The following is a 14,166-nucleotide window of genomic DNA, read 5'->3' on the forward strand; positions in this document are numbered from 1 at the left end:
AGTGTTTTTACTCACTCATTGTTTTCTTTCAAAATCCTTTAAATCCTATTTTATTAAAAGTCTTCTGTCAAAAGCTTTCCGATGGTATGGACATCGTGTTCCATTGTAAGAGGTTCAACCGCCGGACCTTCAATGATCTTCCCTTCAAAGGAGAATCTTGATCCATGACAAGGGCAGTCCCAGGTTTTTTCCGCAGAGTTCCAATTCAGTTCACAGCCCATATGGGTGCAGGTCGTGTTGACGATATACAAAATCCCCGCATCGTCCCGGTAGGCGCCGGCTCTCTTGCCGTAAAGGGTGACAACCTTTCCCTCTCCTGGTGCGATATCAATCTCTTCTTCATTCGGAGGTGATGATAACTTGCCGCCGATGAGCTTCTCCGCAGTATTGAGGTTTTCAGCCATATAATGGACTGCCGTCTGCACATTGGTTTTTCTGGAGGGATCGTAAACTTCTTTCCAGGGGCTGTCTCCTTTGATTATTAAATCCCTCAACAGCATAGCAGATGCCATGCTGTTTGTCATACCCCATTTGCCGAATCCTGTTGTGATGTATAGATTGGGGGTATCCTCCGCATAGTTGCCTACAAAGGGAAGGCCGCTCATGGTCATGCAATCCTGTGCAGACCAGTGAAATGGTACATTCGAAATAGAATAATAGGGTGTTGCGAAATCCAGCAGCTCCTCATATTTTTTCATTGTGTCATCGCATTGTCCTGCTTTATGGCGCGCTCCTCCGATGAGGATTAATTCTTCTGAATCTGTTTTCAGGCTTCTGAGGGAGCGAACAGGGTCTTCTGCGTTGATGTACATGCCTCCTGGAAATTGCTCTGTAGCTTTGATTGCAGTGACATAAGATCTTTCCTGATAGATTCTTGTGAAATACATCCCATGCTTATTATAGAAGGGATAATGTGTTGCAATAATCAATTGATCCGTATCGACTCGGCAGCCATTTTCTGTGATAAGGGTGTAGGCGCTATCCTTCTCAATTTCAACCGCTCGAGTTTTTTCGAAGATTTTTCCTCCGCCTCTGACGAAAGCCTTTGCCAGATTAAGGGAATATTTTAACGGATGAAACTGAGCCTGCTGGTCGAACCGAAGAGCACCTTTCACTGTGAAAGGAAAAGGAATTGAGTCCTGATAAAAAGCAGGGAGCCCCAGTTTTTCTGCGGCTTTCATTTCGTCCTGCAGCATCGAAATCTTCTCGTCCTTCTCTGTGTAGATGATTGCAGGCTGAGGAATATAATCACAGGAAATGCCAAGTTCGTCAATCAGCGCTTTCATTTCTCGAAGAGCCGTTTCGTTTGCGTTTGCGTATTGCTGCGCCAGTTCTGTCCCAAGCTGTTTGATCAATTTATGATAGAGCAAATGATGCTGAGAAGTGATTTTTGCTGTCGTATGTCCGGTTGTTCCTCCTGCAAGCATGCCAGCTTCGAGAAGAATAACGGAAAGTCCTTCCTTTTTCAGCAGATAAGCACAGGTGATTCCCGCAATTCCTCCGCCCACAATGACAACATCCGTTTTTATATCTTCCTTTAAGGCAGGATACTCAGCTGCTATTTCCCTGGTTGATGTGATCCAATAAGATTCGGGCGGTAATTTTAAATACTTATGTTGATCCAATTTCATAAGACCTCCTTTTGCGGTACTGCTGTTTTTGGGACATAGTTATACGTTTGGTTGCTTCGCTTATTTTTCCAAGAAAATCAGGCCCTATACTTCGATCTTTTGTGTTTTGATGAAATCAATTTAATTCCCCCCCCAAAAAAAATAATCTGGACTGATCTCGAGAAATAAATAGACTGATTCCGAAAAATAACAGGAATAAAAATGCCGTAACGTGAAAAAATAACCATTAAAGAAGATTGAATCAGCCGCAGCACAGAACCTGCCAGGCCTGCGGCAGTATACCACAGCCCTCACACATTAAATATCATATACAACAGTACAGAAAAAAGCGGTTTCGGAGGCTCTGCTGATGAAGCTGCTTTTTTCTGTAAAATTTCTTGTATTAAGCAAACATTCTGTTATAATGAGATTGAATAGACTGAAAAATTCGAAAATTGTGAAAGGTGAGAACTCATGAACAGTATAGAACTTGCAATTAACCTGGAGATGGACGGTAAAAGATTCTATCTCGAGCAGGCTGAGAATACAACTGACCGAGGCTTAAAATCAATTTTTCATACCCTTGCCGAGGAAGAGAGTATCCATGCGAGAATCCTTAAAAACAAAGCGGAAACCCTGCCTTATGAATTAGTTGATACATATGCAGAAATAAAGAATCTGTTTATGGAAATCGGTGCATATAAGGATTTGATTAAGGTGACGCCGGATGCAATGGATGCTTATACTGCTGCGCTGGAAAATGAAAGAAAAAGCATTGCACTTTATACCGAAATGCTTCAGGAAACCAGCAATGAGAAAGACCGGGAGATTATCGAATTCATCATTGAACAGGAAAAGGATCATTATAAGGTGATGGAGCAGCTTGTTGAACTGGTAAGCCGTCCCAAGGAATGGGTGGAGTCGGCAGAATTTGGTATTCGCAAAGAGTACTAAATTTGTGTATAATAATTTCGTACGATTTAAAAGTTTGTGATTGTTTAAACAAAATCTTTTAGGGTATATTAATATCGCGGAGTCGTGCTATTCCGCGACTTTTATTTGCTTCACATGACTTTATTCAACAGAAGATCATAGTCTCAAACGTTGAAATATCGGCATTGCTGAAGCCTTTTCATGATACATAGCATCTGACGGAAGGTAGTTGTTGGTTACCCCTTTAACAGATGTAAAACGTGAAATTTGTACCAATAAATTATGAGGAGAAAAACATGGGAAAGAAAATCGTGATAGTTGGAGCTGGATACTCCGGAATACTGACTGCCAAGAAGCTTGCAAAAAAATTCAAAAAAGACACCGATGTTTCTGTAACGATTATCGATAAAAATCCCTTCCACACCATGCTTACCGAGCTTCATGAGGTAGCTGCCAATCGCGTGGATGAGGACAGTATCAAAATCAGTTTAAAAAAGGTGTTTGCAGGAAGAAAAGTTGATGTCAGGCTGGATACTGTGACTTCTGTCGACTTTGAGCAGAAGGTTGTTAAAGGTCAGGCTGAAAACTATGAGTATGATTATCTGGTCTTGTGCGCGGGTTCAAAGCCGACTTTCTTTGGTACCCCAGGAGCAGAAGAACATACCTACAAATTATGGTCATATAATGATGCCGTAAAACTGAAGGATCACATCCATAACATGTTCCGAAAAGCTGCTGTTGAGACAGACCCGAAAGAACGAAAGAAGCTTCTGACTTTCTTCGTCGTGGGTGCAGGTTTTACCGGCGTCGAAATGGTAGGGGAACTTGCTGAATATGCTCCTATCTTATGTAAAAATTTCGAGATTGACCGTGATGAGGTTACAATCTGTAACGTAGATATCCTTTCCCGTACAATTCCCAATATGCCAGAAAAGTTGTCCGTAAAAGTGGAAAAACGGATGAAAAAGATGGGAATTCGTGTTATGCTGAACACCGGTGTTGTAAGAGTCGGTGAAGACTTCGTTGAAACAAAGTATAACGATACGGTAACCAGTGAAGGTACCTATACTGTTGTTTGGGCCGCTGGTATTGAAAGTGCAGAAATTACAGCGGATGCTGCTAAGTCGCTGCAGTCTGGCGGACGCGGAAGAATTGCCCTTGATCCTTTCCTTCGTTCTCTTGATAATGAGAATGTTTATGTTGTGGGCGACAATATGCTCTATACTCCTGAGGGAGAAAAGATGCCGGTGCCTCAGATTGTTGAAAACTGTGAGCACAGCGCTGCAACAGCCGCTCATAATATCACCTGCGCGATTACAGGTAAAGGCGAGATGGAACAATACAAGCCGTCCTTCCATGGATTTATGGTTTGTATCGGAGGAAGATATGGCGTGGCAAGAGTTGGCCTCCCGAACATGATGTTCAATCTACCCTCATGGCTCGCAATGTTTTCTAAGCACTTTATTAACATTATATATTTTATTCAGGTACTTGGCTGGAATAAGGTGTTCAGCTATATGAGGCATGAATTCTTTACCATCAGAAACTGCAGAAGCTTTGTTGGCGGACACTTCTCCAACAGAACCCCAAGTTTCCTTCTTGTTCCGATGAGAGTTTGGCTGGGAGCGGTATGGCTTTATGAGGGAATCATGAAGGTCATGGAAGGCTGGATGACAACGCCAAAGCTGAAAGGTTTCTTCGGAGGCGCGCAGGCATGGTATGATACCATCATCAACGGCGGCGGAGGCGGCGGCGGAACTACCGATGGAACAAGCGGAGCAACCACTGCTGCAGCAGAAGGCGCAGGTCATTTGGTATCTTCTGTTGTGAATGCAATTTTCGAAGCAACCGGTTCGGTAGCCCATGCGGCAACAAAGATGGCAGATGCCGTATCGGCGGCCACGGGAACAGGTGCGGAAGAAGGCGCTGCTCAGACAGGAAATGCTGCCACTTCAGCGGGTACTGTAATCTTCAACTTTGATTTCCTCGGTCTGTTCCAGGCGTTTTTCGTAAGCGGCAAGGAACTTGCCCACTCCACGCTGCAGGATTTAGCCTTTAAGATCGATGTACCAGCTGTCAACTGGATGATTCAGCAGTTTATCATTCCGAATGATGGTGTTCAAATTGGAATGCAGGCATTCATCGTAATCGCTGAAATTTTGATCGGTCTTGCTCTCATCGGCGGACTGTTCACTGCTCCGGCAGCAGGATTTTCACTGATCCTGCAGTTTATGTTCGTTACAACTACAGGATTGTACCTTGGTACATTCTGGATGATTTTCGCCGGCATTGCGGTGCTCATTGGAGCAGGAAGAACCTTCGGACTGGATTATTATGCGATGCCAGCACTGAAAGACGGATGGAAGAAAATACCGGTTGTAAAAAAATCTTATCTCTATCATGATTAAGGAATAAGAAATGGAATCGACTTTAGATAAAAAGCTGACATATGAGGAAGCTATAGAGCAGATTAAAAGTGAGGTTGACAGCTTGCTGTCTTCCTCACCTTTGGTTATTCGCAGCTATACAAAGCACCTTGCGCTTTCTGTAGGGAAGTTCATCCGTGCCGCAGCAGTTGCTGCTTGTGCGCTGGACCGTGAGGGGTTTGTCTCAATGAAAGCGGTGAAACTGGCTGCAGCAATCGAAATATTACATCTGGCTACGCTGGTTCATGACGATGTCATTGATAATGCGGATCTGAGAAGGGGTCAAGTCACACTACAGAAAAAATTCGGACAGAAAACGGCAGTAATCTGCGGGGATTATCTGGTTTGCATGGCCATGAAGTTAACGGCTTCTGCAACAGAACAGTCTGATATAGAAGAACGAATGAACCTGCAGATGCCTGACTATATGGGACGCATCTGTTTAGGAGAATTGAATCAACATATTAATAACGGAAACATAGATTTGTCCGTTCACCAGTACTTAAGAATTATATCCGGTAAAACTGCGGCACTCTTCGAAGCTTCTTTTTTTGCTGGGGCAGCCCTTGTAGAGAAAGACTCGAACCTTGTCAGGAAATATACTAAGCTTGGAAGATACATTGGAATGATCTTTCAGCTTACTGATGACTGCATGGATTTTGAGGAGACCGAGAAAACAGCGCAAAAGCCAGTTCAATCCGATTATGAACAAAATGTGATTACTCTGCCGCTGATTTATGCATTTAAAAAATTGAGTGAACTCAAAGATAAGGCCAAGGAAACGAAGCTGACCAGAAATGAGATTAACAGTGCGGTGAAGAATACGGGCGGCCTGAATTATACCAGACTCATCGCCAAGCGATATTACGACAAATCCCTGTTGCTCATGGAAGAACTGGGTGCTCCGGAAGAAAAGCAGCACCACTTGAAGCTGTTGCTCGATAAGTCATTTCGACTGATCTGAAAAATGGAGAAGAATCAGTGATAGAGCGATTTTTGAATTATGTTGAAATAAGAACAAAGATCACGAGCACCTTCGCCTTTCTGCTGACCCTCGCCTTTTTGTTTTATAGCAATCAGCCGATTCAATGGAAATTAACATGCGTTTTTTTTGGTGCCATGTTTCTGTTCGATCTTACAACTACGGCGATCAATAATTATATTGATACCAAAACAAATGGTCAGCCCCTTCAGTTTAAACGAGGAGCCGCGCTGAGTATCATACTGATTTTATTAGGGGTCAGTGCCCTGCTTGGACTCTGGCTTGTCGTGCTGACGGATATCGTTGTCTTATTGCTCGGCGGCTTGTGCTTTCTTTGCGGAGTATTATATACCTTTGGGCCTGTTCCTATCTCGAGGCAGCCTTGGGGGGAAATTCTATCGGGAATTTTCTATGGTTTTTTCATTCCGTTTATTTTGCTATATGTCAATATGCCGGAGGGAACCTATCTGACTTTTCAATGGAACCTGCAATCGGTAATGGTTGAGCTGCAGCTTCTGCCGCTGATAACTGTTATAATGTTGTCCGCTTTGCCGGTATGTACGACTGCGAACATTATGCTTGCAAACAATATCTGCGATGTGGAAAAGGATATCCTTGTGAAGCGATATACGCTTCCCTACTATTTGGGAAAGAAGACATCGCTCCGTTTGTTTGCCGCAATCTATTACTGTACCTATCTGGTGGTGATTGTTATGACTGCGGCGAGAATGCTTCCATTGATCAGTCTATTGTTTCTGATCACCGTCATCCCGGTTCAGAAGAATATTAATGAGTTTTTTAAGGTGCAGGAGAAGTCAAAAACCTTCATTGTATCCATAAAAAATTATGTGATCATCATGGGCACAATCTCTCTTTTGGTATTTATTGGAGGGATATTGGGTTAAGGACGTGAATAATGGGTAATATGACATTTGTAAAGAAAACAGATGCCATCATCATACTGATCATACTCGTGATCAGTATAATCTCTTGGTGGGCCTATCAGCATTTCGCTGCAGAAAAGCAGGTGAAAGCTGAAATTTATTACTATTCAGATCTGGTGATGACTGTAGATCTGCAGGAGAACGAGGAACGCAGCTTTTCAATGCCCCAGAATGAGCATGTGGTCTTTCATGTATATAAGGACGGTTCGATTGCCTTTGAGGCTTCCGATTGTCCTGATCAGGTCTGTGTCCATGCCGGAAGAATTAGAACCTCCGGTCAGTTCGCAGCTTGCTTGCCCAATGGATTTGTTGCGAAAATCGTGCCTGAGGGAGAGCATGGCGAAGACGACGCGGATATTGTTGTAGGCAGATAGTGCTGTAGAGAGGATTGAATGAACGTTAAGTATAGCGGGAATACGATTTTGAAGAGTAAGAATAAAACCCAGTTGATGGTGTTGACTGCGATGGTTTTCGCTACAGCTCTCGTTCTTGCAGTCATCGAGAATGCGCTGCCTGCGCTGCCCATTGCGGTACCGGGGGTGAAATTTGGTCTCTCGAATATTGCTGTCATGTATGCTTTATTCTTCCTTGGAAGAAAAGAGGCATACACCATAGCGGTTCTGAAGTCTGGCTTTGTGTTTGTTACCAGAGGCGCAATTGCCGCTGCGCTGAGTTTGGCCGGGGGGATTTTATCCATAACGGTCATGGTTCTTTTAATTTTCCTTTTTCGGGAAAAAATTTCTTACCTGATACTCAGCATTTTTGGAGCGGTTTTTCACAATGTAGGTCAATTTGCTGTTATAACTATTATCTATACGGGTATGAATCTATGGGCATATTTTCCTGTCCTGCTCGTATCAGGTTTGCTCGCAGGAATTGTAACCTCAACACTGTTACGGTTTATTATGCCGGCTTTTAACCGGATCGGATGACATAAGCTCTTTGTTATGTTTTCTGCTGGTATTGCTGGCTTAATAAAAGATTGCTGAAATTTCTGTTCAGTAGTCTTCATAATAAAAAATTTGGAGGAGAAATTATGAGAAAGAAATTAGCACTATTAATGGTATTGGCCATGGTAATGCTCGCATTGGCTGCCTGCGGCGGCGGAGCAAAGGAAGAAGCACCGCCGGTTGATGACACTCCTGCAGCAGCTGCAGTAAAGACTGGTCTTGCGGTCATCACATCTATCGCGAAATCCGCTGATGCTGGTGAGAAAAACGGAGTTGGTCAGGCTGACTCTCTTGCGGTAGCAGTTACTGTTGACGATGCAGGCACAATTGTAAAGTGCTCCATCGATCAGGCTCAGACAAAGATTGAGTTCGGTAAAGATGGTAAAATTGTAACGCCACTTGATACTGTTTTCGTAGCAAAGAAAGAAATGGGAGCTGACTACGGAATGGCGAAAGCCTCCAGTATCGGAAAAGAATGGAACGAACAGGCTGACGCTTTTGCCGCTTATGTAGTAGGCAAGACTGTTGATGAAGTAAAGGGAATCGCAGTAAATGAAGAAGGCGTTCCAACCGGAAGCGATTTAACTTCTTCCGTAACAGTACATGTTACTGACTTCATCGCAGCGATCGAAAAGGCTGTTGGCAATGCGCAGCCCATCGGAGCTAATGCTGATGATACCCTTGGACTGGGAATCGTTACAAACATTGCGAAATCCAAGGACGCAGCTGATGAAGACGGCGTGGCTCAGGCTTACACCTACTACACAGCTACAACCTTTAATGCAGAAGGCGTAATCACAAGCAGCATCATTGATGCTTCTGTAACGAACATCAACTTCAACAAGGAAGGCAAAGTAACTTCTGACCTGAAAGCTGCGCTTCAGACAAAAAATGAACTGGGCGACGGATATGGAATGAGAAAAGCTTCCTCTATCGGCAAAGAGTGGAATGAGCAGGCTGACGCTTTCGCTAAGTATGTTGTTGGGAAGAATATCGACGAAGTGAAGGGCATTGCGGTAACGGAAGGTGTTCCGAGCGGCGATGATCTGAAGACTTCTGTAACAGTTCACGTTACTGACTTCTTCACAATCCTTGAAAAGGCGTTTAGCGACGCTGAATAATCCTACATAGGATAAACAGAGGCAAAGATCTATTGGTTGCAGCCTCTGTAAAATGAATGAATTTGCTGAGGGATAGACTACGGCCTTTTACTACGCCGAACGCTATCCCTTTCAGTGATATTGGAGGAAAGCTTTGATTAAGAAATTAACCGTCGTCATGATGGCATTGATTGTGGCTCTGAATGGAGCTTCCTGCGCTGCGCAGCCGGAAAACAAAAGATATGAGGCAGAATTCTTGTCGCTTTTTGATACCGTAACCAGAATCGTGGGGTATGCTGAGAGCAAGGAAAAATTCTCGGAGCAGGCGCAGCTGATTCATGACAGTTTGGAGGAATATCATCGATTGTATGATATCTATACTGATTATGAGGGTGTAAATAACATCAAGACCATTAACGAGCAGGCTGGTATCGCTCCTGTTAAAGTAGATCGGAGAATTATTGACCTTCTGATTTTTGCAAAAGAAGCTTACGGGACGACAAACGGACAGCTCAATGTGGCGATGGGTTCGGTTTTGAAAATATGGCACGATTATCGTGAGGCAGGGATCGATAACCCTGAGAATGCCAAACTTCCTTCTCTGGAGCAACTTGCGGCTGCGGCGGAGCATATTGATATCAATAAGGTAATAATTGATGAAGAGAACTCTACTGTGTTTCTGGAAGACCCGGAGATGAGCTTGGATGTAGGCGGAATAGCAAAAGGCTATGCAACAGAGCGGGTGGCTCAAATAGCCGAAGAAAATGGAATTACATCTGCCCTCATCAGTGTTGGAGGAAATGTGAGAGCCATAGGTACGAGAGGCGACGGGACACCTTGGAAAGTAGGGGTGCAAAATCCCATAGATGAAGCAGGAGATAATGTCTGTGATGTAACGCTGACGGATGCTTCTCTCGTAACAAGCGGTACGTATGAGCGATTTTATGTGGTGGATGGCCAGAAATATCATCATATCATTGATCCTGACACGCTGTTCCCTGCTAATTACTATGTGTCGGTTACCATTCTTTGCAAAGACTCAGGGATGGCAGATGCGCTGGCGAAAATTTTCAATATGCCTTATGAGGAAGGTCTCGCGTTGATTGAAAATCTTCCTGATACGGAGGCGTTATGGGTCTTTCCTGACGGAAGTTTGAAATACAGTTCCGGCTTCCCGATCGATTTGTAATATGATTTAATACAACTATTTTCATGATATCATTCAGATCTATGAATAGCCGTATCAGTTCGTACAGATACTAATACTGTTCTCAATGTCATTGAGAATCGTAGCATAACGGTTATTCATATTTTTTTAGTTTCAAAATAAGGAGTGATAATAATGAAAAAGTTACTGTTATTTGGATTGATTTGTTTACTGAGCGTTCTGCCCATGACGGCCTGCGGGAACAAAGACAACAAGCCTGGCGAAGAGACTCCTCCGGCAGCGGATTTTAAAGATGGAAGCTATCATGCGGAATACGATAGACCCGATGTTAGAAATTGGGTTGCTTACGTAGATGTAACGGTGAAAGACGGAAAAATAACGAAAGCATATTATGATTATACCAACGATGCTGGGGAAAAGAGAACGGAAAATAAGGGATATATTGAAGGATTCAGTGCCGCAAACAACGGTATGACTCCGAGAGAAGCTTTTGATGAGCTGGGTGTGAGACTGGTTGATACACAGGACATCGAAAAAGTCGATGCGGTCTCCGGAGCAACACATTCCTCCAGAAACTTTAATGAGTTGGTTGGTGCAGCCCTTGAAAATGCCATGGATGGGTCAACGACAGAAGCAAAGGTTGCCCTCTATGAAGACGGAAAGTACAGAGTAGAAGGGGACGCCTATGATGATTATGGGTGGAAACCTTTCGTAGAAGTACAAATTACCGACGGTGATATCGCTGGTGTTACGTTCGATTATGAAAATGAAGCGGGAGATCTGAAAACGAAGGATGAGGAATACAAAAAGAATATGGAAGCAAAAAGCGGAACATATCCAGAAAAGTATTCCAGTGAGCTTGAACAGCAGCTCATCGATAAGCAGATCATCTCAAAAGTAGATGCAATCTCTGGAGCGACTCAGTCTTCCAATAACTTCACCGCGTTGGTGGAATATGCTTTGGATGATATGGCAGAAGTGGGAGATACCCAGACTGCAGTGATCAAGCTTGACGAAACGGAATAATTGGAGGATCGAAATGAATCCTGCAACCCAATAAGCAGAGGGTAATGATAGAACCTGGAAGAAGAATAAAAGCCGCACTTCGTAAAGAAATGCGGCTTTGTTGCTTACCGATAGTAGGTGAGAACTTCTTCCGGTCTATGAATGATCACATCGGGTTCGTTTTTCTCAAGCATTTCGATCGGCTGATAACCCCAGGCTGCTGCGATGCAAAAAACACCGGCGCCGTTTGCTGTTTTGATATCCACATCCGTATCACCCACATAAATGCATTCGTCCTTTTGCAGTCCGAGCAAATCCACGACCCGAAGCAGAGCATTGGGATCCGGCTTTGCTGGTTTGTCCGGAAGTTGGCCTACACATAAATCGAAGGTGTCCGGGAATGTAGCGGCAATGACTTCTTGTGCAACGTGATCCGGCTTGTTCGTCAGCACCGCCAAGATAATATCCTTTTCTGCCAGTTTTTCGAGGATTTCTTTGATCCCTTCGTAGGGCTTGGTCAGATATAACGCGTCTTTCAGGTACGCCTGATGATCAAATCTTCCGACCTGATCGAAGAGCTCTTCTGTCCGATCTTCGGGACAACCGCCGAATTTCAGCAATGTTTGGTAATATTCTTTATAAGATAGTCTGCATAGTACCTGGTACTTCTCCAAAGGCAGCTTCTCGAAGCCGAAATGCTCCAGTGCCTTGTTGCTATAGTGAGCAATGGTATGGAGTGTATTCAGCAGTGTTCCATCCAAATCAAATATGCAGGCTTTATACATTGAGTACCTCCATGCTATCTGTGATTCACAGCCAGAAGTAAAGCCATGGTTGCGGCTGTGAATCGTAACGGATTAAAGTGTTTAAACGGCAGTGTAATCCTCGAAACGTACAGCCTCTAAATCCTCTTCTCTAATCCCAAAGTATTTGCCGGTAAGATTTTTGACCGCTTGGATCAAGGTCAAAGCATCGAGTCCATATTTCTTCATGAGATACATTTTAGAAGCCCCATGGGTGTATGTGTCTTGGATTCCTACTTTGATGAGCTTTGTTCCAATCCCTTCTTCGGCGATCACATCAGCTACTGCGCTTCCCAAACCGCCGATGGTAACGTGATTCTCCATTGTAACTGCACCGTATTTTACTTTTTTCAGGGTTTCAACGACAGTGGGGTCTGTAAACGGTTTTAAAGTTGAAATGTGTACGTGCTGTATGGACAAGCCTTTCTCTGTTAAGACTTTTGTGGCTCTCATGGCTTCTTCGGTACAAATGCTGGAGGAGAAGATTGCGATATCTGTTCCTTCTGTTAATACACGTCCTCTATTGAAAACCATCGGTTCATTTGCAGGGAACAATCTGGGGACTTCCTTCCGCAGCATGCGGATGAAGACCGGGCCATTCACGTCGTGGGCCACCTGGAGTACGGACTCGATTTCCGTAGCATCGCCGATATCGAAAATTGTCATGTTCGGAATGTTGCGGAGTACGGCAATATCGTTGGTCGCCTGATGGGTTACGCCGCCTGGCGTCATAATTCCAGGCAGGAATCCGACGAACGTAACGGGCAGATTGGGATATGCCACAGACATTTCAAGCTGGTCCAAAACGCGGCGATATAAAAAGACGCCGAAGGTATGAAGATAGGGGCGGAAGCCTTCTCTTGCAAGTCCTGCTGCCCAGCTTACCATATTCTGCTCTGCGATCCCCAACGAGAAATAACGATCCGGATAAGTGTTCAGAAATCCTTTGATCTCACAGGAACTGCCCAAATCACCTGATAATACAACGGCTTCCGGATGTTCGGATGCCCACTTGATCATATTTTTTTCATGTGTATTTACTTCTATTTTCATTCTAGGTTACCTCACTCCTAAGCTACATCTGATCGTAGAATTTTTTGAAATCATCCATTTCGTCATTACCGACCCGGACAAAATGAAGGAATGGTTTTCTCTTTTCCAAAAGCGGAATTCCATGGGCAGCAGATGTTCTGCACAGGACTACCAGAGGTTTGCCTTCGTGCTCAACTTTGGATGCATCGATCATTGCCTGGATATCGTGTCCGTCAACGTCCATCACTTTTGCGCCAAAGGCTTCAAGCCGCGCTGCTAAAGGTTCAATGTCCATTACATCCTTTGTATATCCTTCCAGCTGCTGTCCGTTTACGTCGATGAAGACGACTACGTTGTCTAGCTTGTAGAAAGAAGCGGCCTGGAAGGCTTCCCATGCTTGGCCTTCCTGGATTTCTCCATCGGAGAGCAATACGAATACTCTTCCTGTTTCCTGTTTCAGCTTTCTGGCATGTGCTGTTCCGCATGCGATGCTGATGGTCTGCCCAAGGGAACCGGCGGTGTTTTCGAATCCGGGTGAGTGTTCTGCGCCAATCATTTCCATATTCCAGCCGTCAACGTTAAATTTCTCAATGGCTTGGTGAGAGATTCTTCCTGTTTCTGCCAGTGTGCAATAAACTACAGAAGCATAGTGTGCTGGTGAAACAAAGAACCTGTCTTTATCGGCCTGGAATGCGCCGTGATATAAAGAACCCTTGGGATAATCCATGTTGTCGGGAGAAGGAACTCCCGGAAATGGAATGGCGTCCATGGAACCGAGGCTTGGACCGAGATTTAAAATTCCTGTATATAATGAGGCAAAAATTTCCGCGGAGGAACAAGCTTGGCCAAGATAGCAGCCGCCTCTTTCCAGCGTAAGCCTTAAGATATTTTTTCTTACTCTGGTAGCTACTTCTTGAATTTCTTCTTTTGAATAAACTTTTTCTGGCATCGATTTTACTCCTTTTCCAGTTCGATTCAATTCATTTCGGCTGGGAGGGCGTTCCGTGTGAGGAAGGCTGTTCTTCTCTGACTCGCCGAAGTGATGATCCGCAGCATATTGCAGATGGTGCGAACAAATATCGAAAAAATTGAACGGTTGATAAACACATTATTTCATATGAAAGAAGGAGTGTCAAGAGTCTGTATTCAGAAAATAACGAAGTAAAAACAGTAAGGATTCATCCGATAAAGCTGGTAAACCGTGAAAAAATCG

General features: G+C 44.1%; 13 protein-coding genes. 9 read left to right on the plus strand and 4 right to left on the minus strand.

Annotated features, from left to right (window positions below; genetic code table 11):
• Nucleotides 1-53: 53 nt before the first annotated feature.
• Entirely contained in the window at nt 54-1,631 is a 1,578-nt protein-coding gene (locus FRZ06_01895; GenBank protein ID QOX62190.1) for an FAD-dependent oxidoreductase, read from the minus strand.
• A 453-nt stretch (nt 1,632-2,084) separates the two neighbouring features.
• Here FRZ06_01895 and FRZ06_01900 point away from each other — a divergent pair, with 453 nt between their 5' ends.
• From FRZ06_01900 to FRZ06_01940, 9 genes are all read left to right on the plus strand, one after another.
• Nucleotides 2,085-2,564, plus strand: coding sequence for a rubrerythrin (locus FRZ06_01900; GenBank protein QOX62191.1), 480 nt, complete (start codon nt 2,085-2,087; stop codon nt 2,562-2,564).
• A gap of 275 nt (nt 2,565-2,839) precedes the next feature.
• The gene (locus tag FRZ06_01905; GenBank protein QOX62192.1) at nt 2,840-4,951 is read left to right on the plus strand and encodes an NAD(P)/FAD-dependent oxidoreductase; all 2,112 of its coding nucleotides are present in this window, start codon (nt 2,840-2,842) and stop codon (nt 4,949-4,951) included.
• A gap of 10 nt (nt 4,952-4,961) precedes the next feature.
• Nucleotides 4,962-5,933 (plus strand): polyprenyl synthetase family protein, encoded by a 972-nt coding sequence (locus FRZ06_01910; protein ID QOX62193.1) that lies wholly within the window; start codon nt 4,962-4,964, stop codon nt 5,931-5,933.
• A 17-nt stretch (nt 5,934-5,950) separates the two neighbouring features.
• Nucleotides 5,951-6,856, plus strand: a complete 906-nt coding sequence (locus FRZ06_01915) for a prenyltransferase (protein QOX62194.1) — start codon at nt 5,951-5,953, stop codon at nt 6,854-6,856.
• Between the two features lie 11 nt (nt 6,857-6,867).
• Complete coding sequence (locus FRZ06_01920; protein ID QOX62195.1) at nt 6,868-7,269, plus strand: NusG domain II-containing protein; 402 nt, start codon at nt 6,868-6,870, stop codon at nt 7,267-7,269.
• Nucleotides 7,270-7,287: 18 nt separating this feature from the next.
• The gene (locus FRZ06_01925) at nt 7,288-7,827 is read left to right on the plus strand and encodes a Gx transporter family protein (protein ID QOX62196.1); all 540 of its coding nucleotides are present in this window, start codon (nt 7,288-7,290) and stop codon (nt 7,825-7,827) included.
• Between the two features lie 104 nt (nt 7,828-7,931).
• On the plus strand, nt 7,932-8,966 hold the full coding sequence (locus FRZ06_01930; GenBank protein ID QOX62197.1) for a hypothetical protein: 1,035 nt from the start codon (nt 7,932-7,934) through the stop codon (nt 8,964-8,966).
• 157 nt (nt 8,967-9,123) lie between these two features.
• Complete coding sequence (locus FRZ06_01935; protein QOX65801.1) at nt 9,124-10,134, plus strand: FAD:protein FMN transferase; 1,011 nt, start codon at nt 9,124-9,126, stop codon at nt 10,132-10,134.
• Nucleotides 10,135-10,287: 153 nt separating this feature from the next.
• Nucleotides 10,288-11,139: an FMN-binding protein gene (locus FRZ06_01940; GenBank protein ID QOX62198.1), complete on the plus strand. Its 852-nt coding sequence runs from the start codon at nt 10,288-10,290 to the stop codon at nt 11,137-11,139.
• A gap of 104 nt (nt 11,140-11,243) precedes the next feature.
• Here the strand turns inward: FRZ06_01940 and FRZ06_01945 are convergent, their stop codons facing one another.
• The 3 genes from FRZ06_01945 to FRZ06_01955 form a co-directional block, all read right to left on the minus strand.
• On the minus strand, nt 11,244-11,903 hold the full coding sequence (locus FRZ06_01945) for an HAD family hydrolase (GenBank protein QOX62199.1): 660 nt from the start codon (nt 11,901-11,903) through the stop codon (nt 11,244-11,246).
• Between the two features lie 81 nt (nt 11,904-11,984).
• A complete protein-coding gene (locus FRZ06_01950) occupies nt 11,985-12,974 on the minus strand; it encodes a transketolase (GenBank protein ID QOX62200.1) in 990 nt (329 codons plus the stop codon).
• A gap of 22 nt (nt 12,975-12,996) precedes the next feature.
• Nucleotides 12,997-13,902, minus strand: coding sequence for a transketolase (locus tag FRZ06_01955; GenBank protein QOX62201.1), 906 nt, complete (start codon nt 13,900-13,902; stop codon nt 12,997-12,999).
• Between the last annotated feature and the right edge of the window lie 264 nt (nt 13,903-14,166).

This window comes from Clostridiales bacterium (assembly GCA_015243575.1).
Classification (GTDB): domain Bacteria; phylum Bacillota; class Clostridia; order Peptostreptococcales; family Anaerovoracaceae; genus Anoxybacterium; species Anoxybacterium hadale.

Coding starts and splice junctions, on each gene's coding strand:
- FRZ06_01895 (QOX62190.1), bottom strand. CDS start 1,631: ATGAAATTGGATCAACATAAGTATTTAAAATTACCGCCCGAATCTTAT.
- FRZ06_01900 (QOX62191.1), top strand. CDS start 2,085: ATGAACAGTATAGAACTTGCAATTAACCTGGAGATGGACGGTAAAAGA.
- FRZ06_01905 (QOX62192.1), top strand. CDS start 2,840: ATGGGAAAGAAAATCGTGATAGTTGGAGCTGGATACTCCGGAATACTG.
- FRZ06_01910 (QOX62193.1), top strand. CDS start 4,962: ATGGAATCGACTTTAGATAAAAAGCTGACATATGAGGAAGCTATAGAG.
- FRZ06_01920 (QOX62195.1), top strand. CDS start 6,868: ATGGGTAATATGACATTTGTAAAGAAAACAGATGCCATCATCATACTG.
- FRZ06_01925 (QOX62196.1), top strand. CDS start 7,288: ATGAACGTTAAGTATAGCGGGAATACGATTTTGAAGAGTAAGAATAAA.
- FRZ06_01930 (QOX62197.1), top strand. CDS start 7,932: ATGAGAAAGAAATTAGCACTATTAATGGTATTGGCCATGGTAATGCTC.
- FRZ06_01935 (QOX65801.1), top strand. CDS start 9,124: ATGATGGCATTGATTGTGGCTCTGAATGGAGCTTCCTGCGCTGCGCAG.
- FRZ06_01940 (QOX62198.1), top strand. CDS start 10,288: ATGAAAAAGTTACTGTTATTTGGATTGATTTGTTTACTGAGCGTTCTG.
- FRZ06_01945 (QOX62199.1), bottom strand. CDS start 11,903: ATGTATAAAGCCTGCATATTTGATTTGGATGGAACACTGCTGAATACA.
- FRZ06_01950 (QOX62200.1), bottom strand. CDS start 12,974: ATGAAAATAGAAGTAAATACACATGAAAAAAATATGATCAAGTGGGCA.
- FRZ06_01955 (QOX62201.1), bottom strand. CDS start 13,902: ATGCCAGAAAAAGTTTATTCAAAAGAAGAAATTCAAGAAGTAGCTACC.